Origin of the sequence: Nocardia cyriacigeorgica, assembly GCF_010858045.1 — a bacterium.
Lineage (GTDB): Bacteria > Actinomycetota > Actinomycetes > Mycobacteriales > Mycobacteriaceae > Nocardia > Nocardia cyriacigeorgica_E.
Window position 1 is genome coordinate 1 of record NZ_JAAGVC010000058.1, and the last position, 21,983, is coordinate 21,983.

Here is a 21,983-nt window from a genome sequence, read left to right on the forward strand (position 1 = left end):
TATGGCTCGTCACCGGGATATCCCCAGCCGGCCGGTTACGGCGCCCCCGACCCGCGGGCCGGCGGATACGGCGAGGAGTACGGCGCCGATCGCGGTGGCTATCCGCCCGGCGGGCACCCACCCGCCGGATACCAGCCCGACCCATATGCGCATGACCCCTACGCGCACGACCCTTATGCGCCACAGGGGCGTCGCCGTTCGGTGGTGCTGCCCATCGTGATCGGTGTGCTGGTGGTCGCCGTCATCGCCATCGGCGCCGTGGTCGGCTTGCAGATGTTCGGCTCCGATGACGCCGAGTCGACCACCGCACAGACCACCGCCGCGCCCACCTCGGCCGCCGCCCGCACCGGCGGCACCACGGGTTCGGCCAGGACCTCGACAACATCGGCCCGGCCGACGCCGATCGCGTTGCCACCGGGTGCCCGCCCGTGCGGTCCACCGGCGACGGTCGCCTTCGCCAACGCCGCGGTCGGTACTCAGGTGACCAGCTGCGAGTTCGCCGAGGAGGTCCGCAAGGCCTACGCCGCGGCGGCCGGCGGGGGGCGCGGTAGCGCGCCCGCTTCGGTTGTCGCCGCCAGCCCCATCACCGGCCGGACCTACACCATGAGCTGTTCCGAGCAGGATCGGCTCGTCACTTGCACCGGCGGGGACAACGCTGTGGTGTACGTGTACTGAGGTCAGGCGAATCCGGTCGATTGTCCAATAGGCGAGTCGTCGAGATCGGTTGTGCGTAACCGGGTTCGGTCGCGAGCGATCGGGTATTCTCGGCGCCCCGGGCCGTTGCCGCAGCACCGCAACAGGCGGTCCGGGCGCCGAACAAGTACGGTTTCCGGATGCTGCACCGACACCGAGACCGGGGGGAGATCGCAACCAGAATGTGTCGAAACATGCCAACTGAACACGCGGGACGCTTCCCTGAGATCCGACGGCGGGCGGCCGTGGTCGTCGCCGTGCTGACGGCGCTAGTGGTGGTGTCGTGCGGCAGCGAGGCCGAGCCCGCGACACCGGCGATGCCGAGTGTCACCGAGGCGGCGGCCAAGGCCGAGCACGAGGGCCTCTCGATCGTCGTCCCCGGGACGCTGGCCGCCGATATCGCCGAGCTGAGCAAGAGCCAGCAGGGGCGGCTCGGCCTGGCGATCATGCCGGTCGGCGGGGAAAAGCTGGTGACCTTCGGTGATTGGACCACCGGCCCGGCCTGGTCGACGATGAAGGTGCCCTTGGCCATTGCCGCGCTGCGCAAGAGCCAGGGCAGCCCGTCGTATTCGACGACCGCGGCCATCACCGCTTCCGACAACTCCGCCGCCGACGCGCTGTGGCAGTCGCTCGGTACCCCGCAGGAGGCGGCGCAGGCGGTGCAATCGGTGTTGCGCGAGGGCGGTGACGCGGTGACCACCGTTCCCGCCACCAAGGCCAGGTCGGAATTCTCGGCTTTCGGCCAGGCCGAATGGGCGCTGGCCGATCAGGTGCGTTTCGCTTCGCGGCTGCCGTGCCTGCCGGACTCGGCCGAGGTCGTCGCCTTGATGGGGCAGATCATTCCGAATCACCAGTGGGGGCTGGGTTCGGTGTTCGCGGCCGCCGACTTCAAGGGCGGCTGGGGACCCGATTCCGAAGGTGCCTATCTGGTGCGCCAATTCGGCCTCGTCCCGGCGGCGGGCGGGCAGATCGCGGTCGCGTTCGCCGCCCAGCCCGCGTCGGGCAACTTCTCCGACGGGATGACCATGCTCAACAAGATGGCGACGTTGATTTCGCAGCATCTGCGCGAACTCAGCGGCGGGAAGTGCCCCTCCTGAGTCCCGCGGTCACTGTTACTCATCGTTCACGGGGGCGGGGCTCCATCGGAGCCCGATGCGAGGCAAGATAGCGGCCATGCGCATCGGAGTCTTGACCGGAGGCGGAGACTGCCCAGGGCTGAATGCTGTGATCCGCGCCGTCGTACGCACCGCGAACGGGCGTTACGGTGACGCGATCGTCGGTTTCCAGGACGGCTGGCGCGGCCTACTCGAGGATCGCAAGATCCAGATCTTGAACGACGACCGAACCGACCGGCTGCTCAACAAGGGCGGCACCATGCTCGGCACCGCACGCACCAATCCCGACGTGCTGCGCGACGGGCTCGGCCGGATCCAGCAGACCCTCGACGACAACGGCATCGAGGCCCTCATCCCGATCGGCGGTGAAGGCACCCTCACCGCGGCCAGCTGGCTGTCCGATGAAGGTGTGCCGGTCGTCGGCGTGCCCAAAACCATCGACAACGACATCGACTGCACCGACGTCACATTCGGCCACGACACCGCGCTGGCCATCGCCACCGAGGCGATCGACCGGTTGCACACCACCGCTGAATCGCATCAGCGGGTCATGCTGGTCGAGGTCATGGGCAGGCACGCGGGCTGGATCGCGATCCACGCGGGCATGGCGGCGGGCGCTCACCTCACCCTGGTGCCCGAGGTTCCCTTCGATGTCCAGCAGGTGTGCGCGATGATCAAGCGCCGTTTCCAGCGTGGTGACAAGCATTTCATCTGTGTGGTGGCCGAAGGGTCGCATCCCGCGCCCGATTCCGGATTCACCCTGCGTGAGGGCGGTGTCGACGAGTTCGGGCACGAGCGGTTCACCGGCGTCGCTCAGCAGCTCGGCGTGGAGATCGAGCGCCGGATCGGCAAAGAGGTTCGCACCACGGTGCTCGGGCACGTGCAGCGCGGCGGCAGCCCGACCCCGTACGACAGGGTGCTGGCCACCCGTTTCGGACTGCATGCCGCCGAGGCCGTGCATGCCGGGCATTTCGGGCAGATGGTCGCGTTGCGGGGCACCGAGATCGGCCTGGTGCCATTGTCGGAGGCGACCAAACAGCTCAAACGGGTCCCGGCCGAGCGGTATCGGGAAGCCGAGGCGTTCTTCGGCTGAGCGGTCCGCCTCGGTGCGGCATCGCTGTGCGGCTTCCGCGGAAACGCGTGCGCGATCAGTACTGTGAAGATCATGCGTGCGCGACGAGTGGCGGTACTGGTGCTGTCGATGGTGGCCGCGATGGTGCTGGCCGGGTGCTCCGACGACGGGTCCGATTCCGGATCGGCGACGGAGAACCCGGTACGCGGTGACTGGCACGGCAAGATCGACGTCCCCGGCCAGCCCCTCGAGATCGGGGTGGACTTCCTGTCCGCCGACAGTGCCACCATCGACATTCCGTCGCAGGGCGTAGCGGATGTGTCGCTCGACGATGTCGTCGCGGAACCGGATCGGGTGGAGTTCACCATTCCCGACATACCAGGCGATCCCGCCTTCCATGGCCGCCTCGACACCGGCGCCGGGCAGATCACCGGCGATTTCACCCAGTCCGGGCAGACATTCCCGCTGGTCATGCGGCCCGGCGCGCTGACGCCCGCGGCTCGCCCGCAGGAACCGAAACCGCCGTTCCCGTACGTATCCGAGGACGTCAGCTACCCGAACGGCGACATCACCATCGCCGGCACGCTGACCAAACCCGAAGGTGACGGCCCGTTCCCGGCCGTGCTGATGCTGACCGGCAGTGGCCCGCAGGATCGCAATGAAGAACTGTTCGGGCACAAGCCGTTTCTGCTGCTCGCCGATACGCTCACCCGCGCCGGGTACGCGGTACTGCGCACCGATGACCGCGGCGTCGGCGGCACCAGCGGCGATCTCGATCAGGCCACCTATGACGATCTGGCGGGCGATGCCGCGGCCGGGGTGGATTACCTGCGCACCCGCGACGATATCGACCCGGCGCGCGTCGGCCTGTTCGGGCACAGCGAGGGCGGCTACCTGGCCCCGCTGGTCGCATCGAAACCCGACAGCGGGGTGGCGTTCGCGATCCTGATGGCCGGGCCCGCCGTCCCGGGCGGGGATGTGCTGATCGAACAGAACCGCGCGCTGTTCGCCGCCGGCGGCGCGTCCCCGGAGGAGACCGCCGCGCAGGTCGGCTACATCACCGCGCTGGCCGACGCGATGCGGGCAGGCGATCTCGACAAGGCCCGGCAGGTGGCGCGCGAGCACAACCAGACGCTGCCGGAAGGCCAGCGGATGACCGACGAACAGATCGACGCCCTGCTCACCCCGTCGATGACCTCGTTCATGAGCTACGACCCGGCCCCCGCGCTGTCGGCGCTGCGGGTGCCGGTGCTCGCCTTCTTCGGCGAGCAGGATCTGCAGGTCCTGCCGAGCCAGAACGAACAGCCGATGCGCGATCTGCTCGCAGGCGACCCGGATGCCACCGTGCACACCTTCCCCGGGCTCAACCACCTGATGCAGCCCGCCGGAAGTGGATTGCCCAGCGAGTATTCGACCATCGAGATCACCATCGCGCCCGAGGTGCTCGACTACGTGAAGGACTGGCTCACCCAGCGAATGCCGGCGAATTAGCCGCGCGCCGAGTATGCGCGGACCGTCGGCACGCCCGCCGGTAGCCCTTACATAGACTGTTCGCCATGAGCGCACCTACCGTCGAACTGATGGATTACGCCGATGTCGTGACCCGGTACGAGCCGGTGCTCGGCATGGAGGTTCACGTCGAGCTGTCCACCGCGACCAAGATGTTCTGCGGGTGCCCCACCGAGTTCGGCGCCGAACCGAATACCCAGGTGTGCCCGGTGTGCCTCGGCCTGCCCGGATCGCTGCCGGTGGTGAACGAGAAGGCCGTCGAATCGGCCATCCGCATCGGCCTGGCGCTCAACTGTTCGATCACCCCGTGGGGCCGATTCGCGCGCAAGAACTACTTCTACCCGGATCAGCCGAAGAACTACCAGATCAGCCAGTACGACGAGCCCATCGCCACCGAAGGGCACCTGGATGTGGTGCTCGACGATGGCAGCACCTTCCGCGTCGACATCGAGCGCGCGCACATGGAAGAAGACACCGGCAAGTCGGTGCACATCGGCGGCGCCACCGGCCGCATCCACGGCGCCAGCCATTCGCTGCTCGATTACAACCGTGCCGGTGTGCCGCTGATCGAGATCGTCACCAAGCCGATCACCGGCGCGGGGGAGCGGGCACCGGAGGTGGCGCGCGCGTACGTGACGGCGCTGCGCGATCTGCTGAAGTCGTTGCACGTGTCCGACGTCAAGATGGAGCAGGGTTCGCTGCGCTGCGACGCCAACGTCTCGCTGATGCCGGTCGGCGCCACCGAATTCGGCACCCGTACCGAGACCAAGAATGTCAACTCGCTGCGCAGCGTGGAGGTGGCCGTCCGCTACGAGATGCGCCGTCAGGCGGCGGTGCTGGCCTCCGGCGGTTCGATCGTGCAGGAGACCAGGCATTTCCACGAGGCCGACGGCTCCACCTCGCCCGGGCGCCGCAAGGAGACCGCCGAGGACTACCGCTACTTCCCCGAACCGGACCTGCGCCCGGTCGCCCCGGACGCCGAGTGGATCGAGCAGTTGCGCACCACGATTCCGGAATACCCGTGGCTGCGCCGGGCCCGCATCCAGTCCGAGTGGGGACTGTCGGACGAGGTGATGCGCGATCTGGTGAACGCGGGCGCTCTCGATCTGATCATCGCCACCGTCGACGCGGGCGCACCGGCCAACGAGGCGCGCTCCTGGTGGGTGGCCTATCTGACCGAGAAGGCCAAGGAGCGCGAGGTCGCGCTGGAGGATCTGCCGATCACGCCCGCCCAGGTGGCCGAGGTGATCAAGCTGGTCGAGGCCAAGACGGTGAACAACAAGGTCGCCAAGCAGGTCGTCGACTTCGTGCTGGCCGGTGAGGGCGATCCGGCGCAGATTGTTGAGGCCAAGGGCCTCGGCATGGTCAGCGATGAGGGCGCCCTGCAAGCCGAGGTCGACAAGGCGTTGGCCGCCAACCCCGATATCGCCGACAAAATCCGCTCCGGCAAAGTGCAGGCCGCGGGCAAGATCGTCGGCGACGTCATGAAGGCCACCCGCGGTCAGGCCGACGCGGCCCGCGTCCGCGAACTGGTGCTGGCCGCCTGCGGCGCCTGAGCCGCCGGACAGCGAACTCCCGCCCGCGCTGATGCGCGGGCGGGAGTTCATGTTTCGGCTCCGGCGGCTGCGCGGCATCCGGTCACGACGCGGGCGCGCCGTGACCGGATTGTCGGCCCGGGATCAGTCCGGCCCACCTCCGCCGGCGGCGGGCGGCGGAATCCGTACCACCCGATCGTCGAATGGTCCCGGCGTGCCGCCCTCGTTCTTGTTGACCGTGGACACCCAGATGGTGCCGTCGCCGCCGGAGGCCGCACCGCTGAGCTGGCCGTACTTGTCCTGCGCCACCAGGGTGGGTGCCGCGGTCACCGCGTGGGTGTCCGGATCGGTGACGGCCAGCGCCAGCGCCTTCGCCCCGGTCAGTGCGATCGCCACGCCGTCGGCGGCCGCCGTGCAGCCCGCGACGCCGGGACGATCCGGCCAGGTCCAGGCCGTGCTGACGGCACCGTCGGGTGCCAGTCGCTGCAACCGGTCCTCGGTCGCGGTGCGGTCGGTGATCCAGACGCCCTGGGTGCTGTCGAGGCAGATATCGCCGGCGGTGCCGATCCCGGAGATCACCACCTCCGGCGACGCCGAACCGTTGGGGCTCGGTGAATTCACCCGCAGCAGCTTGCCCGCCAGCGACGATTGCGCCGCGGCCGCGCCGGGATTGCCCGCGTCGCCGGTGAGTACCAGTAGCCGATCCGGCCCGGTGAATTCGATGGCGCCGCGATTACCGGTGGCGCCCTTCGGGATTCCGGTCAGCACCGGCTTCGGCGGGCCGCCGCCCTGGGCGATCCGCACCACCCGGTTATCGCTCGGGGTGGTGATGTAGGCGTAGAGCAGGCCGTCCTCGCCGTAGGTGGGCGAGAGCGCGAGATCGGTGAGTCCGCCGTCACCGGAACCGTCGACGTCGACGCGCGCGATCTCCACCGGCGGCTGCTCGGGCACCACCTTCATGATCCGTCCGGTGCGCCGTTCGGTGACCAGCGCGGACCCGCCGAGCGAGACCAGGCCGCCGGTGGTGTCCAGGCAGGTCGCCACCACCGCCGGATCGGGGTCGATGCACGGCCCGCTCGGGCGGGTGGTCGAGGTCGGCGGCTGATCGGGCTTCTTCGGCTCGATATTCGCGCCGTGCAGCGTCGGCTCGGGCGTGAACGGACTGGACGCGGAATCATCGAACCGCGCGCAGCCACCCAGCAGCATCGAGCCGAGCACTGCCCCCACCACCAAGCGCCTCGCGCCAACCGACTTCATACCCCAAACGTAACGGAAACCTCGGACCGCGCGCCTGTCGCGGGTGCCCACCCGGTGTGGCCGAAACAGGTCACCGGACACGCCGTCGTCCAAGAGGGTTAACCGCCGGGCCCTCGCGGCTTAGGCTGAACGGGTGAGCGACAAGTCGAAAGACGAGCCCGAATCCGCTGCGAGCACGGCGGAGCAGCGGGCGGTGTCATCGTCGGAGGGCGGCGTCGGCAGCCCCTACGATTCACCGACCGGCGAGTTTCCCGCGGTGGGCGACGAGCGTCCGAAGATGACCAAGCAGATCCCGCGCACCGAAGAGGAGCTGGGGCTCGACCCGGAGGTCGACGCCGCCGGCGCGGGCGCTCCGACCGGAAAGGACTCCGCCGCGGCCGCGGCGGGCTCCGACGCGGACGCGAAGAGCGCCGATCCGGACGCCACCTACGCCTACGCCAGTATCCCGCCCGCCGCCGCGCCGCCCACCGGTGCCACGGCCAACCGGGTGCGCCGCCGCAACGGCGACAACCGGCGCGGCACCCTCGATCTCGGCCTGTTCCTGCTGCGGTTGGTCGTCGGTGGCACCTTCCTCTACCACGGCATGCAGAAGCTCGCGGGCTGGTTCGACGGCCCAGGCATCGACGGCACCCGCCAGATGATGGAGAAGGGCGGCTGGGACCATCCGTCGCTTTCGGCCGCGATGCTCATCGCCGGTGAGGTCGGCGGCGGCATCCTGCTCATCCTCGGCCTGGCCACTCCACTGGCCGCGGGCGCGGTGCTGGCCGTCATCCTCGACGCCTGGGCCTGGAAGCAGGGCATGCACCCCGACTTCCAGTACACGCAGGGCACCGGAGCCGTCGAGCTGGAGACGATCCTCGCCGGCACCGCCGCGGTCATCATCCTCACCGGTCCCGGCCGCTGGGCGCTGGACCGCAGCCGCGGCTGGGCCACCCGCCCGGCCTGGGGCTCGTTCGTGGTGCTGCTGCTCGCGATCGCCGCGGCCGCGGGTGCCTGGTGGTACCTGCACGGCGGCAACCCCTTGGTCGGCATCGTCTGATCTGATCCGCCTCCGATCCGCCTCTCCGCGATTCTTGCCGGTCGTGAGTGCCGTTCGGCGTGCCGTTGCGGGCCGGCGGTTGTGTGGTCGGCTGAATTCTGGGCGTACCCGGCGAGTTACCCGGACCGTGCGAAATCAGTTGTCACGTTCGAAAACGAGTAGGCGCTCCTCGTTTGGGAGGAGCGCCTCTCTCTCGTGTCCTACTTGACGTGCCGCACGGCACCCTTGTCGGCCGAGGTCGCCATGGCCGCGTATGCGCGCAGCGCCGTCGTCACCGGACGGTCGCGGTTCACCGGCTGCCACGGCCGTTCCCGCGCCTCCATCTTGGCGCGCCGTTCGGCCAGCACGGCGTCGTCGACCAGCACCTCGAGGGTGCGGCTGGCGACGTCGATGCGGATCTGATCGCCGTCCTCCACCAGACCGATGACGCCACCACTGGCCGCCTCGGGGGAGATGTGGCCGATCGACAGGCCCGAGGTGCCGCCGGAGAACCGGCCGTCGGTGATCAGCGCGCACTCCTTGCCGAGCCCGGAGCCCTTGAGGAAGGCGGTGGGGTGCAGCATCTCCTGCATGCCTGGACCGCCGGCCGGGCCCTCGTAGCGCACCACGATCACATCGCCGGGCTTGATCTTCTTGGCCAGGATCACCGACACGGCCTCCTCCTGGGATTCGACCACCACGGCCGGGCCCTGGAAGGTGAACAGCTCCTCGTCGATGCCGGCGGTCTTGAGGATCGCGCCGTCGGGGGCGATATTGCCGCGCAGCACGACCAGTCCGCCCTCGGCGGTATAGGCGTGCTCGAGGTCGCGGATGCAGCCGTTGGCGGCGTCGGTGTCGAGCGAGGACCAGCGGTTGTCGGTGGAGAACGGCTCGGTGGTGCGGACCCCGCCCGGTGCGGCGTGGAACAGTTCGATGGCCTCCTCGGAAGCCTTGCCGGAGCGGATGTCCCAGGTGTCGAGCCATTCGTCGAAGCTCGCGGTGTGCACCGTGGTGACATCGGTTTCCAGCAGGTTCGCCCGCCGCAGCTCGCCGAGCAGCGCCGGGATGCCGCCCGCGCGGTGCACGTCTTCCATGTGGTAATCGGAGTTCGGCGCCACCTTCGACAGGGTCGGCACCTTGCGGCTGATCTCCTCGATCGTGTTCAGGTCGAAGTCGATCTCACCCTCCTGCGCGGCGGCAAGGGTGTGCAGCACCGTGTTGGTGGAACCACCCATCGCGACGTCGAGGGCCATCGCATTGCGGAAGGCCTTGGCATTGGCCACATTGCGCGGCAGCACCGAGGCATCGTCGTCGCGGTACCAGCGGGTGGCGATGTCGATGATCACCTTGCCCGCCTTCTCGAACAGCGCGCGGCGCGCGGCATGGGTGGCCAGGGTCGACCCGTTGCCCGGCAGCGCGAGTCCGAGCGCTTCGGTGAGGCAGTTCATCGAGTTCGCGGTGAACATGCCAGAGCACGAACCACAAGTCGGGCAGGCGCTGCGCTCGACCTCGTCGAGCCCTTCGTCGCTGACCGCCGAGTTCGCGCTGGCCGAGATCGCGGTGACCAGGTCGGTCGGCGCCTGCGCGACACCGCCGACCACGACGGCCTTACCGGCCTCCATCGGGCCGCCGGAGACGAACACCGCGGGGATGTTGAGCCGCATGGCCGCGTTGAGCATGCCGGGGGTGATCTTGTCGCAGTTGGAGATGCACACCAGCGCATCGGCGGTGTGTGCGTTCACCATGTATTCCACCGAGTCGGCGATGATCTCGCGGCTGGGCAGCGAGTACAGCATGCCGCCGTGTCCCATCGCGATGCCGTCGTCGACGGCGATGGTGTGGAACTCGCGCGGCACACCACCCGCGGCGCGCACCGCGTCGGCGACGATCTCGCCGACGTCCTTGAGGTGCACGTGCCCTGGCACGAACTGGGTGTAGGAGTTGGCGATGGCGACGATCGGCTTGCCGAAATCGGAGTCGGTCATACCGGTGGCCCGCCACAGGGCGCGGGCGCCGGCGGCATTGCGGCCGATGGTGGTGGTTCGTGAACGAAGCGGTGGCATGGATGTCCTCGGTCGGGTCGCGGGGGCTGATGTGCGACGACGCTGAGCGGCTCGGCGGTCCGGCCGGGGGTGCCCGGCGGTCCGGCCGGCGCACTGCTCGGCGTTTCCTCGACGTTACTCCCGCACCCGGCACGGGCTGTGTGCCGGTGGGGGAGCGGGGATCAGCTACCCGGGGCGGTGTCGGTGTCGCGTGCGGCCGCGGTATCGGCCTCGCTGGGGGTCGGTGTGTCGCCGCCCGTGGTCGGGTCGGCGCCCGAAGGGGGCTCGGTGGTGCCGGTGGTGTCGGCGTCCGCCGATGCGATCGGTTCCGCGGGTCCGGCGAACGGGTCGGGGATTCGTCCACCCGAAGCGTCCACCAGTTCGCGCAATCGGTCGTAGCTTACCGCCGGTAGTTTTACCTCGCTGTCGTCGTCGAGGTGGACCCGGACATAGCCACGCTTGGGAATGCGGATGCCGCGCACCTGCGCCCAGTCGATGTGGCGGGATCCGAAGACCGTGCGCAGATCAAGTCCCGCCCCGGAGACGGTGGTCTGGGTGCGCAGAATCCACACCGACACCGCGATCGGCAGCGCGAACAGCCACCACAGCGCGGCGGGCCAGCCGACGAACGGGAAGAACACGCACAGCACCAGCACCAATACGCCGATGAAGTTCAGTCGTGTGATGCGGATGACACGGGCCGGTGTGCCCTCGCTCGCCTGACCACCCGTATCCGGCGCCGCGTCGGACGTGTGGGACGATTTAGCCGGTGGCACGGACTGATGCGGTGATGACACACCACCATCCTCGCATCATGGTGGACGGACTCGAGCACCCACTGTCGTCCCACATAATGGGACGGCGTAGGCAAGCAGTTTGACTCTTCACCTCACGCACAAATACCGTCATGCGCGTGAATCGAAACGAGTTGCTCGTAATCGGCCGGCGCGTCCAGCGTTGAGCCCGACTACCTGATACGTCAGCTCGCACTGCGACGCGCCACCCTCGAACAGCCATGGGCTGTCGGGGGCTTTTTTGTGTTCGGACCATGACCGCTGTCCGGACGGGCAGGCACCGCCACTCGCGGCTCGCCCGGGGTCATAACGACAAGAGGTAAGGAACCAAGACGGTGAGCGCACCAACCGCCCGGCCCGGGCCCTCGGCCCGCAGGCCAGCGCCTTCGGCGAACCAGCCGGCAGCTGCCGGTACTCCCGCGACGACCACGGCCAACCGCCGCCAGCTCCCGCCCGAGCGGGTCACCGGCGCGCAGTCGGTCGTTCGCTCGCTCGAGGAGCTCGGCGTCGACACCGTATTCGGCATTCCCGGCGGCGCAATCCTGCCCGTCTACGACCCGCTGTTCGATTCCACCCGGGTGCGGCACGTCCTGGTGCGCCACGAGCAGGGTGCCGGTCACGCCGCCACCGGGTACGCCCAGGCCACCGGCAAGGTCGGTGTCTGCATGGCGACCTCGGGTCCCGGCGCCACCAACCTGGTCACCCCGATCGCCGACGCCCAGATGGACTCGGTGCCGATCGTCGCGATCACCGGTCAGGTCGGCCGCGGACTCATCGGTACCGATGCCTTCCAGGAAGCCGACATCTCCGGCATCACCATGCCGATCACCAAGCACAACTTCCTGATCACCGACGGCGCCGACATCCCGCGCATGATCGCCGAGGCGTTCTACCTGGCCTCGAGCGGCCGTCCGGGCGCGGTGCTGGTCGACATCCCGAAGGACGTGCTACAGGCGCAGACCACCTTCAGCTGGCCGCCGGAGATGCGGCTGCCCGGCTACCGCCCGGTCACCAAGCCGCACGGCAAGCAGGTGCGTGAGGCCGCCCGGCTGATCGCCGAGGCCAAGGCGCCGGTGCTCTACGTCGGCGGCGGCGTGATCAAGGCCGACGCCTCGGCCGAGCTGCTGGAGCTGGCCGAACTGACCGGCATTCCGGTGGTGACCACGCTGATGGCGCGCGGCGCGTTCCCCGACAGCCACCGCCTGCACTGCGGCATGCCCGGCATGCACGGTTCGGTGGCCGCGGTGGCGGCGCTGCAGAAGTCGGACCTGCTGATCACTCTCGGTGCCCGGTTCGACGACCGCGTCACTGGTCAGCTGGACTCCTTCGCGCCCGGCGCCAAGGTCATCCACGCCGATATCGACCCCGCCGAGATCGGGAAGAACCGGCACGCCGATGTCCCGATCGTCGGTGATTGCCGCGAGGTGATCATCGAGCTGATCGAGACCCTGAAGTCCGATCCGGCCCAGACCATGCCGTTCGAGCTGACCGAATGGTGGACCTACCTCGACGGCATCCGCGACGCCTACCCGCTCGGCTGGACCGCGCCGAGCGACGGCTCGTTGTCGCCGGAGTTCGTCATCGACGCGCTCGGCCGCCTGGCCGGACCGGATGCGATCTACTGCGCGGGCGTCGGCCAGCACCAGATGTGGGCCGCCCAGTTCATCAAGTACGAGAAGCCGCGCACCTGGCTCAATTCCGGCGGTCTCGGCACCATGGGCTACGCCGTCCCGGCCGCCATGGGCGCCAAGATGGGCGCGCCGGAGAAGGAGGTCTGGGCGGTCGACGGTGACGGCTGCTTCCAGATGACCAACCAGGAGCTGGCCACCTGCGCGGTGGAGGGCGTGCCGATCAAGGTCGCGCTGATCAACAACGGCAACCTCGGCATGGTCCGCCAGTGGCAGACCCTGTTCTACGAGGAGCGCTACTCCAACACCGATCTCGGCACGCACACCCTGCGCATCCCCGATTTCGTCAAGCTGGCCGAAGCGCTCGGCTGCCACGGCATCCGGGTGGAGAAGGAAGAAGACGTCGAGGCCGCGATCCGGGAGGCGCAGTCGATCAACGACCGCCCGGTCGTCATCGACTTCATCGTCGGCAAGGACGCCCAGGTGTGGCCGATGGTCGCCGCGGGCACCAGCAACGACGAGATCATGGCCGCGCGCGGCATCCGTCCGCTGTTCGACGAGGACGAGACCGCCGCCGAGCCCGCCGTCATCCACGAGGCGCTGTCGCATGACCGGACGCAGGCCGGCCGTCCCGCCGACACCACCGCACAGACCAGCGAGGGGAACCAAGAATGAGCAGCACCCACACCCTCAGCGTCCTCGTCGAGGACAAGCCGGGCGTGCTGGCGCGAGTGGCGAGCCTGTTCTCTCGCCGCGGCTTCAACATCGAATCGCTGGCGGTCGGCGGCACCGAGGTTCCCGACATCTCCCGGATGACGATCGTCGTCACCGTCGAGGATCTGCCGCTCGAGCAGGTGACCAAGCAGCTCAACAAGCTGGTCAACGTCATCAAGATCGTCGAGCAGGACGCCGAGGCCTCGGTGGCCCGCGAGCTGATCCTGGTGAAGGTGCGCGCCGACGCCAGCGTGCGCACCCAGGTGATCGAGGCCGTTACGCTCTTCCGGGCGAAGGTCATCGACGTGTCACCGGACGCGCTCACCGTCGAGGCGACCGGAACCCGGTCCAAGCTCGACGCGCTGCTGCGGATGCTGGAACCGTACGGCATCCGTGAGATCGTGCAGTCCGGTGTGGTGGCGGTCGGCCGCGGGCCGAAGTCGATCACCGCGACCCGCTGAGCAGCCGAATCAGTCTTTTCTAACTCCTAGAAATCGAGAAGGGAACCCAATAGTGGCAGTCGAGATGTTCTACGACGACGATGCCGATCTGTCGATCATCCAGGGCCGCAAGGTCGCGGTGATCGGTTACGGCAGCCAGGGCCACGCGCACTCGCTGAGCCTGCGCGACTCGGGTGTCGAGGTCCGCGTCGGCCTCGCCGAGGGCTCGAAGTCGCGGCCGAAGGCCGAGGAGGCCGGGCTGACCGTCGGCACCCCCGCCGAGGTTTCCGCGTGGGCCGACGTGATCATGGTGCTGGCCCCCGACACCGCGCAGGCGTCGATCTTCACCAATGACATCGAGCCGAACCTGAAGGATGGCGACGCGCTGTTCTTCGGCCACGGCCTCAACATCCACTTCGGCCTGATCAAGCCGCCGGCCAACGTCACCATCGGCATGGTGGCGCCGAAGGGCCCGGGCCACCTGGTGCGTCGTCAGTTCGTCGACGGCAAGGGCGTTCCGGCGCTGATCGCGGTCGATCAGGACCCGAAGGGTGAGGGCCAGGCCCTGGCGCTGTCCTACGCCAAGGCCATCGGCGGCACCCGCGCGGGCGTCATCAAGACCACCTTCAAGGAAGAGACCGAGACCGACCTGTTCGGTGAGCAGGCCGTGCTCTGCGGTGGCACCGAGGAACTGGTCAAGACCGGTTTCGAGGTCATGGTCGAGGCCGGTTACGCGCCGGAGATGGCCTACTTCGAGGTGCTGCACGAGCTCAAGCTGATCGTCGACCTGATGTACGAGGGCGGCATCGCCCGGATGAACTACTCGGTCTCCGACACCGCCGAGTTCGGTGGCTACCTGTCGGGCCCGCGGGTCATCGACGCCGACACCAAGAAGCGGATGCAGGACATCCTCAAGGACATCCAGGACGGCACCTTCGTCAAGCGTCTGGTCGCCAATGTCGAGGGCGGCAACAAGGAGCTCGAGGCGCTGCGCAAGCAGAACGCCGAGCACCCGATCGAGGTCACCGGCGCCAAGCTGCGTGGTCTGATGAGCTGGGTCGATCGCCCGATCACCGAAACCGCGTAAGTTTCCGTACGCGAGAAAAGGGCCCGTTCGCCGGTGGCGGACGGGCCCTTTCGCGTGTACGCCTCAGGCGACGGTGCGGGCGCGGCCGCTCGGATCGGCCGGGTCGATATGCCAGCTGTGCACCCGGCGCGGGTGGATGCGGATGACGTCATGGGAGAACCACTCCGGCACCACCGGCGGTACCTCCACGGTGAGCGTTTCGGCGATACCGCGGATTTCGACGCCGCGGCCCTTGCCAGGGACGAGTTCGCCGGGCCGATCGGGAGTGAGGTCGTCGAACAGCACGCTCACCTTCGGGTTGACGAGCACATTGCGGTAGCGCCGGGTGTTCGCATGGTTCGGTCCGCCGATATCGATGGTGTCGTCGTCGTTGAGGCGGAAGCCGAGCGGAACCGTCATCGGCTGGCCGTCCGGGCTGACGGTGGACAGCCGGCACAGCCGCACGGTGTGCAGATACGCGCGTTCGACGTCGGTGAGAATTGCCATGACATCGAACGTAGGACCTCGACGAAGGTTGAGGTCAAGGAGTGATGCGGGCGGGACCCCGACCGGTCGTGCTCGCCTTTCCCGCCCGCGGTCGCTCAGAAGCTGCCGAATCCGCGCGGAATGATATGGCGCAGCAGCCACCAGAGCGGGTCGTGCCCGTGACCACGATCCCAGTTGCGGTCCCAGTCACGGTCCCACTTCTTGTCGTGATCCCATTTCTTGTTCTTGTCGTGGTCCCACCGGTCCCAATCGCCATGGCCTGGGCGATCGACCTGAGTGATACCGGGCGGTGCCGACGCCGGATCGGCAGCGGCCGGAACCGCGACGGCCGTCAGCGGAAACACTGTTATCGCACCGGCGACGGCGACGCGCGCCGCCGTCCGGCGAAACGCGGTTGATGTGGTTGTCGAGAACACCTTCTTATCCTTTCCAGCATGCTGCGGATCAGCCGATCGCAGCCCTCGCCGTGATTCGAGCGCTGGTCCGGGCGTAGCGGTGGCCTCGCGGGCTGTGCGAGCGGTGCGGGAACACGCCTGCCGTGCCGGACGGGCACTCGGGCGACACCGGATCCCGGCCGGCCGACGTGGTCGGGGCGAATCGGTCGAGCAGCGGTGACACACCCCCTACTCTTCCGCAATTCGCGGCAAAGGTCACGGGTGCGGACAGGTTCGGACCGAGGATCATTCGAATGGATGAGACCCCACCCATGCGGGCACGCCGATCGGGTCGGGGGCAATAGGGGACACACCGGATTTCGCCGCGTCGTTGTACTGTTCTCGGCCGCGGGCGAGACTGTGTGGATGACGAATACGGTCGCCGACACTCCGGCGTCGGAGCGCGAGCACGCTGGTCGCGCGGTGCGCGCGCAGCTGCCGCGTTCGGCGCTCGGCCAGTTGCGGCTCGCCCCGGAACGCGACCCGATCGCCATCCTGGAACGGCAGGCGGCCACCCGCGTTCCCGAGCTGGTGCCCATCCGCTACGCGCGGATGGCGGCCGGGCACTTCCCCTTCCTGCGCGGCGCTCCGGCGATCATGGCGGCCGACCTGGCGGCCACCCCGAACACCGGCCTGACGGTGCAACTGTGCGGCGACGCGCACCTGTCCAACTTCGGTGTCTTCGCCTCACCGGAACGGTCGCTGGTCTTCGACCTCAACGATTTCGACGAGACACTGCCCGGTCCCTTCGAATGGGATGTGAAACGTCTGGCGGCCAGCATCGCGGTCGCCGCACGCGCCAACGGCTGCACCGATGACGAGGCGGCCGCATCGGCGCGCACCGCGGCGGCGGCCTACCGCGACGGCATGCGACGGCTGGCCGGGCGTGACTCCCTCGACGTCTGGTACGAGCAGGTCGACGCCGACACCCTGGTCGATCTGGTCCGTAAACCGAAGCGCCGCAAGAACGTCGAGAAGACCCTGGATGCCGCCCGCCGCCGCACCAGCCTGCAGGCGCTGCACAAACTCACCGAGCTCGGTCCCGACGGTCGCCTGCGCATCCGGCAGCAACCGCCACTGCTCACACCGGTCGCCGTCGCCGATGCCGACGCCGTCGAGGAGGTCTTCGCCGCCTATCGCCGCTCGCTGCCCGAGGAACGCCGGGTGCTGGTGAACCGGTACCGGATCGTGGATTTCGCGCGCAAGGTGGTGGGCGTCGGCAGCGTCGGCACCCGCTGTTTCGTGGTGCTGCTCATCGACCGCGACACCGGCGGCCCGCTGTTTCTGCAGGTGAAGGAGGCCGAGGAATCGGTGCTCGCGCCGCATCTGACGCCGAGCGTGTTCCGCAATCACGGCCACCGCGTGGTGCACGGGCAGCGATTGATGCAGTCCGCGAGCGATATCTTCCTCGGCTGGATCGCCGGACCGCAGGGCCGCCACTTCTACTGGCGGCAGTTGCGCGATATGAAGGGCTCCGCCGAGATCGACACCATGTCACCGGCCGGCCTGCGCCAGTACGCCGCGCTGTGCGGGCACACCCTCGCCAGGGCCCATGCCCGCTCGGGCGACCGCATCGCCATCGCCGGCTATCTCGGGTCCGGCGATTCGTTCGACCGGGCCATGGCCGAGTTCGCCCTCGCTTACGCCGATCAGACCGTCAGCGATCACCGAGCGCTGGTCGAGGCCATCGAATCCGGACGCGTCGAAGCTGCGGCGAACCCGTACTGAACCGTGGCGTGGCCGGACCGCGCAGGCACTGCGTGGCCGCGCGGGTAGCGGTCTGACGCGCGGTGAGTCCCGCCATCTCGAACTGATCCATGGCCGCGTCCAGATCGAACAAATCGTTGTCGGCGAACACATTTGCCACCGTGTCATGGCTCACCGCGCCGATCTCGGCGGCACAGATCAGAGTGATCGCGTGCGCGCGTTGTTCGTCGTTGGGGCGGCCGGTCGCCAGGCAGGTGATGAGCTCGGCGACCGAGTCGGTGGTCCACAGGCCGGGCAGTGCCGAGGCCGCCTGCGCCACCGAGGGGGAGTCGGCGCGATACCAGCGTCCGGCATCCCACCAGTAGCAGAACGCGGTGAGCCCGGTGTCGGCGTGTGGGTTCAGCATCGGGTCGACGGCCCAGTCCGGCGGCTCCGGATGCACCGGCGGTGGTGCGTCGTCGTCGAATCGCAGCGCGTCCGAGGTCCACACGCCGCCGGAGAGCACCGCACGGCCGCCGGGCAGCGCGTACAGCGTCGAGCCGCTGTTGCCGGAGCTCTCGAACCATGCCAGGGACGGCAACATTCGCGGCCCCCACTGCGATCCGGCGGCGGCGAAGGCAGCCGACATCGCCGCCCATCTGGCCCAGAGCTGGGCAAACGGCGGTAGGTCGACCTCGGTACAGGTGCGGGTCCGTACGCCCATCAGATCCCCGCGGTCAGTTCGAGGTGGATACCGTCGGGATCGTTGAAGCCGAGGATCGCGATACCGAATTGATCCATCTCGACGATGTCGCCGTGTGCCACGCCCGCCTCGTCGAAGCGGGCGATGGCCTTCAGTAGATCGTCGCGGGAATCGACGGTGAAGCTGAGATGGTCGAGACCGACGCGTTCGGAATCGAAGCGATCGTCCGGGTCGGCCACCGGCCGCAGTCCGAGCAGCATCCCGCCGGGGGTCTGGAACACCACGCCGCCGTAGAGCTGGAACGGGTCGGCGCGCACGAGTGGATCGGCCGGGTTGCCGGGCGATTCGGCCGCCACTTCGAAGCCGAGCACGTCCTCGTAGAACTCACGCGAACGTTCGAGATCGGTGACCGTCAACCGGATGTGGTGGACGAGGCTGGTGGCAAGCGACATGCGGGACTCCGAGGGTGTCGATCGGCGGACGACGGCTGGGGGCTGCCGGGGGTGAGGGGGCCGAAACTGTGCGGGCCGTCACTGGAACTGAACTGACACTATGCGGCCCGTCCGCCATTACCGAGTGTCGGAAACGACATGTTCAGTACTATTCCCGACATGGATGTCGGGGTGTTCGTGATGGATGGTGTGGCCGACTTCGGTCTGGCGGCACTGCAGGAGACCTTCAACACCGCCAACGCGGCCCGCGACCAGCTCGACACACCACCCGCGCCGTGGCGGGTGCGCACCATGTCCTTCGGCGAGAGCGTCACCTCCGGGCATGGGCACACCATCGCCACCACACCACTGGTCGACGGCACGCCCGAACCCGACATGATGATCGTGCCCGCGGTGCAGGTGCTCGATCCCGAGCCGTTGGTCGATCTGGTGACCTCGGCCCGCAGCAAGCCCGTGCTGGATCGGATCCGGCAGGTCCACGAGAACGGCACACATGTGGCCGGCGCCTGCTCGGGGACCTTCTTCCTGGCCGAGGCCGGTGTCCTCGACGGATCCGCGGCCACCACCAGCTGGTGGCTCGGCCCCACGTTCCGCCGCCGCTACCCGCAGATCGCGCTCGACGAGAGCCGGATCCTGTGTCGTGGCCCGCGGGTCAGCACGGCGGGCGCCGCGCTGTCGCACATGTATCTCGCGCTGTCGCTGGTGCAATCGGTGAGTCCGGCGCTGGCCGAACTCACCAGCCGATATCTGATCGCGGGCAACGGGCGCAGGCAGAGCGACTTCGTGCTTCCCGAAATCGTCGCCCGCGGCAATTCGGTGACCGCGGCCTTCGAACGCTGGGTGCGCGACCATCTGGCCGACCAGTTCCTGATCTCCACCGCCGCGCAGGCGATCGGCGTCACCGAGCGCAGCCTGCAGCGCGCCACCCAGGCCGAACTCGGCATGTCACCACGCGACTTCGTCAACGACATCCGTTTGGAGCGTGCCGCGCAGCTGCTGCGCACCACTGATCTGACGCTGGACGCCGTCGCGGCGCGGGTCGGCTATCTGAACGCGGGAACCCTGCGGGGATTGGTGAAACGCCGCCGCGGCGTGACGATCGCCGAGCTGCGGTCCTCGCCGCTCGCATGGTGAAGCGAGGCCGGCGACCGATGCGTTTTACACTGTCTACCGATGAGTAACTTCTTTGCCTCGGTGGACGAGGTGACCCGCAGGCTCACCGACGCCGGTTATCTGCCGTCCACCGATATCGCCACCGCCGTGTTCCTGGCGGGCCATCTGGGCAAACCGCTGCTCATCGAAGGCCCCGCCGGCGTCGGCAAGACCGAACTGGCCAAGGCCCTCGCCGTCACCGCCGCGGCCGAGCTGATCCGGTTGCAGTGCTACGAGGGCATCGACGAAGCGCGCGCCCTCTACGAGTGGAACCACGCCAAGCAGCTGCTGCGCATCACCGCCACCGAGGGCGAGGGCTGGGACAGTACCCGCGAGCACGTCTTCACCGAAGAGTTCCTGCTCTCGCGCCCACTGCTGGCCGCCATCCGCAACCCCGAGCCCACCGTGCTGCTCATCGACGAACTCGACAAGGCCGATGTCGAACTCGAAGGGCTGCTGCTCGAGGTGCTCGGCGACTATCAGGTCAGCATCCCCGAACTCGGCACCATCCGCGCCGTCCGCAAACCGTTCGTCATCCTGACCTCCAACGCCAACCGCGAGCTATCGGAGGCGTTGAAGCGACGCTGCCTGTACCTGCACATCGACTATCCGACCGCCGAGCTGGAACGCGCCATCGTCCGGCTGCGCGTGCCCGAACTCGATGCGGCCTTGGCCGAACCGATCGTGCGCACCGTCGGCGCGCTCCGTCAGCTCCCGCTGCGCAAGGCGCCGTCGGTCGCCGAAACCGTCGACTGGGCACGAACTCTCGTCGCGCTGGGGACTCGGCGACTCACGGGTGGAGTGGTGCGCTCCACGCTCGGTGTGCTGTTGAAACATCGGTCCGACCATCAGGTCGCGGTGGAGCGGCTCGAGCTGGATGGGGCAGACGCGGCAGCGGAGTCGGCGTGCGGCTGACTCGCAGGGCGCGAGGCGCGGCCCCGGGTCACGGCGCCGCCCGGTTCGGTGCACCGAGCGGGCGCCTATCGGAAGCGCCTACGCGCCCTTCCCGGCCACGCCCTTACCGCCGAAACCGCACCGGGGGATCTCGGGTATGGGCAGCCCCGAATGGGGGCGACAGGTGACGCCGTCACGACCCGCCCACCTCGAGGCCGGATCGCGCCACGAATCGATGACCGACCGCCTCGTGGCGTTCGTCACGCTGCTCCGCGAACACGGCATCAACGCCGGCCCCAGCGAAACCATCGATGCCGCCGAAGCGATTGTCGCGCTCGGCACCGACAACACCGACCGCCTCCGCTCCGCCCTCGCCGCCACCCTGCTGCGCCGCAACGGTCAGCGCGCGGTCTTCGATCAGCTCTTCGACCTCTACTTCCTCGGTCGCGGCGGGTACGGTCAAGTGCGCGAACCGAATTCCGACGCCATCGCGACCTTGCGCGACGAACTGGTCACCACTCTCGCCGACAACCCCGACGCCACACCCGAACTCGCTCGCCGCGCCCTCACCGAACTCGGCGGCTACGGCAGCGGGGGACAGGGCGCGGGCGCATCGGGCGTCGTGACCACCGCCTCCGGCGCGGGTTGGTCGTCGTACCTGACCCTGAAGGCACTGCAGCCCGACGACCTCGCCGAACGCATCGTCGCCCGAATGGGCGCCTCCACCAGCGAATTCGACACCGCCGTGCACACCATCGAAGCCGACCGCCGCCTGCGCGCCTTCCGCACCGCCCTGCAAACCGAGGCCCGCATCCGTTCCGCCGAACTGCGCGGCACCGACTACATCGCCCGCCGCGGCGTCGAATCCAGCAGCGACCGCATCGATTTCCTCGGCGCCCGTGAACAGGACCTCGCCGAGATGCGCCGCCTCGTCCACCCGCTGGCCCGCAAACTCGCCACCCGCCTGGCCGCCCGCCGCCGCAAAGCCGTCCGCGGCCAGATCGACCTGCGCCGCACTCTGCGCGCCTCCATGTCCACCGGCGGCGTCCCCGTCACCCCCGTCCTCCGCGCCCGCAAACACGGCCGCCCCGACCTCGTCGTCCTGGCCGACCTCTCCGGCTCCGTCACCGGTTTCGCCGAATTCACCCTCCTGCTGGTCGCCGCCCTGCAAGACCAGTTCAGCCGCGTCCGCAGCTTCGGCTTCATCGACACCTGCGCCGGACTCACCGATTGCACCAGCGACAGCGCGAGATACATGTGCGACAGCGCGGC

The 21,983-nt window shown here is 68.7% G+C and carries 19 protein-coding genes and 1 pseudogene; 13 read left to right on the plus strand and 7 right to left on the minus strand.

The window, feature by feature from the left end; all coding sequences use genetic code 11:
• From GV790_RS27140 to gatB, 5 genes and pseudogenes are all read left to right on the plus strand, one after another.
• Positions 1–675: pseudogene (locus GV790_RS27140) on the plus strand (hypothetical protein); the annotation flags it as partial.
• 212 nt (positions 676–887) lie between these two features.
• Positions 888–1,790 (plus strand): hypothetical protein, encoded by a 903-nt coding sequence (locus GV790_RS27145; protein ID WP_178128404.1) that lies wholly within the window; start codon positions 888–890, stop codon positions 1,788–1,790.
• Positions 1,791–1,866: 76 nt separating this feature from the next.
• Positions 1,867–2,901, plus strand: coding sequence for an ATP-dependent 6-phosphofructokinase (locus tag GV790_RS27150; protein WP_104359124.1), 1,035 nt, complete (start codon positions 1,867–1,869; stop codon positions 2,899–2,901).
• 72 nt (positions 2,902–2,973) lie between these two features.
• On the plus strand, positions 2,974–4,371 hold the full coding sequence (locus GV790_RS27155) for an alpha/beta hydrolase family protein (protein ID WP_175586016.1): 1,398 nt from the start codon (positions 2,974–2,976) through the stop codon (positions 4,369–4,371).
• A gap of 65 nt (positions 4,372–4,436) precedes the next feature.
• Positions 4,437–5,945, plus strand: a complete 1,509-nt coding sequence (gatB, locus tag GV790_RS27160) for an Asp-tRNA(Asn)/Glu-tRNA(Gln) amidotransferase subunit GatB (RefSeq protein ID WP_163817387.1) — start codon at positions 4,437–4,439, stop codon at positions 5,943–5,945.
• A gap of 123 nt (positions 5,946–6,068) precedes the next feature.
• On the opposite strand, the gene GV790_RS27165 is transcribed toward gatB, so the two are convergent.
• Positions 6,069–7,181, minus strand: coding sequence for a PQQ-dependent sugar dehydrogenase (locus GV790_RS27165; RefSeq protein ID WP_163817389.1), 1,113 nt, complete (start codon positions 7,179–7,181; stop codon positions 6,069–6,071).
• Positions 7,182–7,314: 133 nt separating this feature from the next.
• Between GV790_RS27165 and GV790_RS27170 the strand changes: the two genes are divergently transcribed.
• On the plus strand, positions 7,315–8,220 hold the full coding sequence (locus GV790_RS27170; RefSeq protein ID WP_163817391.1) for a DoxX family protein: 906 nt from the start codon (positions 7,315–7,317) through the stop codon (positions 8,218–8,220).
• A 200-nt stretch (positions 8,221–8,420) separates the two neighbouring features.
• On the opposite strand, the gene ilvD is transcribed toward GV790_RS27170, so the two are convergent.
• Positions 8,421–10,262, minus strand: a complete 1,842-nt coding sequence (ilvD, locus tag GV790_RS27175) for a dihydroxy-acid dehydratase (RefSeq protein WP_163817393.1) — start codon at positions 10,260–10,262, stop codon at positions 8,421–8,423.
• Between the two features lie 161 nt (positions 10,263–10,423).
• Entirely contained in the window at positions 10,424–11,038 is a 615-nt protein-coding gene (locus tag GV790_RS27180) for a PH domain-containing protein (protein WP_194991970.1), read from the minus strand.
• Positions 11,039–11,370: 332 nt separating this feature from the next.
• Here GV790_RS27180 and GV790_RS27185 point away from each other — a divergent pair, with 332 nt between their 5' ends.
• The 3 genes from GV790_RS27185 to ilvC all read left to right on the plus strand — a co-directional run bounded on the left by GV790_RS27185 (position 11,371) and on the right by ilvC (position 14,904).
• Positions 11,371–13,338, plus strand: a complete 1,968-nt coding sequence (locus GV790_RS27185) for an acetolactate synthase large subunit (protein ID WP_163817395.1) — start codon at positions 11,371–11,373, stop codon at positions 13,336–13,338.
• Positions 13,335–13,838 carry an acetolactate synthase small subunit gene (ilvN, locus tag GV790_RS27190; protein ID WP_014352179.1) on the plus strand — a complete coding sequence of 168 codons (504 nt, stop codon included), beginning with the start codon at positions 13,335–13,337 and terminating at the stop codon, positions 13,836–13,838. The genes GV790_RS27185 and ilvN overlap by 4 nt, the downstream gene beginning before the upstream one ends.
• 64 nt (positions 13,839–13,902) lie before the next feature.
• Positions 13,903–14,904: a ketol-acid reductoisomerase gene (gene ilvC / locus GV790_RS27195; protein ID WP_174343942.1), complete on the plus strand. Its 1,002-nt coding sequence runs from the start codon at positions 13,903–13,905 to the stop codon at positions 14,902–14,904.
• Between the two features lie 63 nt (positions 14,905–14,967).
• Here ilvC and GV790_RS27200 read toward each other — a convergent pair whose 3' ends face one another.
• A complete protein-coding gene (locus GV790_RS27200; protein ID WP_163817397.1) occupies positions 14,968–15,390 on the minus strand; it encodes a PPOX class F420-dependent oxidoreductase in 423 nt (140 codons plus the stop codon).
• Between the two features lie 95 nt (positions 15,391–15,485).
• Entirely contained in the window at positions 15,486–15,806 is a 321-nt protein-coding gene (locus GV790_RS27205; RefSeq protein ID WP_163817399.1) for a hypothetical protein, read from the minus strand.
• Between the two features lie 384 nt (positions 15,807–16,190).
• Here GV790_RS27205 and GV790_RS27210 point away from each other — a divergent pair, with 384 nt between their 5' ends.
• Positions 16,191–17,552 carry a DUF2252 domain-containing protein gene (locus tag GV790_RS27210; RefSeq protein ID WP_163817401.1) on the plus strand — a complete coding sequence of 454 codons (1,362 nt, stop codon included), beginning with the start codon at positions 16,191–16,193 and terminating at the stop codon, positions 17,550–17,552.
• On the opposite strand, the gene GV790_RS27215 is transcribed toward GV790_RS27210, so the two are convergent.
• Both GV790_RS27215 and GV790_RS27220 read right to left on the minus strand, forming a co-directional pair.
• Positions 17,482–18,234: a hypothetical protein gene (locus GV790_RS27215; protein ID WP_163817403.1), complete on the minus strand. Its 753-nt coding sequence runs from the start codon at positions 18,232–18,234 to the stop codon at positions 17,482–17,484. The genes GV790_RS27210 and GV790_RS27215 overlap by 71 nt on opposite strands.
• Positions 18,234–18,665, minus strand: coding sequence for a VOC family protein (locus GV790_RS27220; RefSeq protein WP_163817405.1), 432 nt, complete (start codon positions 18,663–18,665; stop codon positions 18,234–18,236). The genes GV790_RS27215 and GV790_RS27220 overlap by 1 nt, the downstream gene beginning before the upstream one ends.
• A 159-nt stretch (positions 18,666–18,824) precedes the next feature.
• Between GV790_RS27220 and GV790_RS27225 the strand changes: the two genes are divergently transcribed.
• The 3 genes from GV790_RS27225 to GV790_RS27235 all read left to right on the plus strand — a co-directional run.
• Complete coding sequence (locus GV790_RS27225) at positions 18,825–19,799, plus strand: GlxA family transcriptional regulator (protein ID WP_163817407.1); 975 nt, start codon at positions 18,825–18,827, stop codon at positions 19,797–19,799.
• A 39-nt stretch (positions 19,800–19,838) separates the two neighbouring features.
• Positions 19,839–20,732 carry an AAA family ATPase gene (locus GV790_RS27230; RefSeq protein WP_163817409.1) on the plus strand — a complete coding sequence of 298 codons (894 nt, stop codon included), beginning with the start codon at positions 19,839–19,841 and terminating at the stop codon, positions 20,730–20,732.
• Positions 20,733–20,868: 136 nt separating this feature from the next.
• Positions 20,869–21,983: VWA domain-containing protein (locus tag GV790_RS27235; protein WP_256673554.1), on the plus strand; the 1,115-nt coding region annotated here is incomplete at its 3' end.

Bases quoted from the DNA above. Each gene is read 5' to 3' on its own strand.
- GV790_RS27145 (WP_178128404.1), top strand. From the start codon at position 888: ATGCCAACTGAACACGCGGGACGCTTCCCTGAGATCCGACGGCGGGCG.
- ilvD (WP_163817393.1), bottom strand. From the start codon at position 10,262: ATGCCACCGCTTCGTTCACGAACCACCACCATCGGCCGCAATGCCGCC.
- GV790_RS27220 (WP_163817405.1), bottom strand. From the start codon at position 18,665: ATGTCGCTTGCCACCAGCCTCGTCCACCACATCCGGTTGACGGTCACC.
- GV790_RS27215 (WP_163817403.1), bottom strand. From the start codon at position 18,234: ATGGGCGTACGGACCCGCACCTGTACCGAGGTCGACCTACCGCCGTTT.
- GV790_RS27150 (WP_104359124.1), top strand. From the start codon at position 1,867: ATGCGCATCGGAGTCTTGACCGGAGGCGGAGACTGCCCAGGGCTGAAT.
- GV790_RS27200 (WP_163817397.1), bottom strand. From the start codon at position 15,390: ATGGCAATTCTCACCGACGTCGAACGCGCGTATCTGCACACCGTGCGG.
- GV790_RS27155 (WP_175586016.1), top strand. From the start codon at position 2,974: ATGCGTGCGCGACGAGTGGCGGTACTGGTGCTGTCGATGGTGGCCGCG.
- GV790_RS27210 (WP_163817401.1), top strand. From the start codon at position 16,191: ATGACGAATACGGTCGCCGACACTCCGGCGTCGGAGCGCGAGCACGCT.
- gatB (WP_163817387.1), top strand. From the start codon at position 4,437: ATGAGCGCACCTACCGTCGAACTGATGGATTACGCCGATGTCGTGACC.
- GV790_RS27225 (WP_163817407.1), top strand. From the start codon at position 18,825: ATGGATGTCGGGGTGTTCGTGATGGATGGTGTGGCCGACTTCGGTCTG.
- ilvN (WP_014352179.1), top strand. From the start codon at position 13,335: ATGAGCAGCACCCACACCCTCAGCGTCCTCGTCGAGGACAAGCCGGGC.
- GV790_RS27165 (WP_163817389.1), bottom strand. From the start codon at position 7,181: ATGAAGTCGGTTGGCGCGAGGCGCTTGGTGGTGGGGGCAGTGCTCGGC.
- GV790_RS27230 (WP_163817409.1), top strand. From the start codon at position 19,839: ATGAGTAACTTCTTTGCCTCGGTGGACGAGGTGACCCGCAGGCTCACC.
- ilvC (WP_174343942.1), top strand. From the start codon at position 13,903: ATGTTCTACGACGACGATGCCGATCTGTCGATCATCCAGGGCCGCAAG.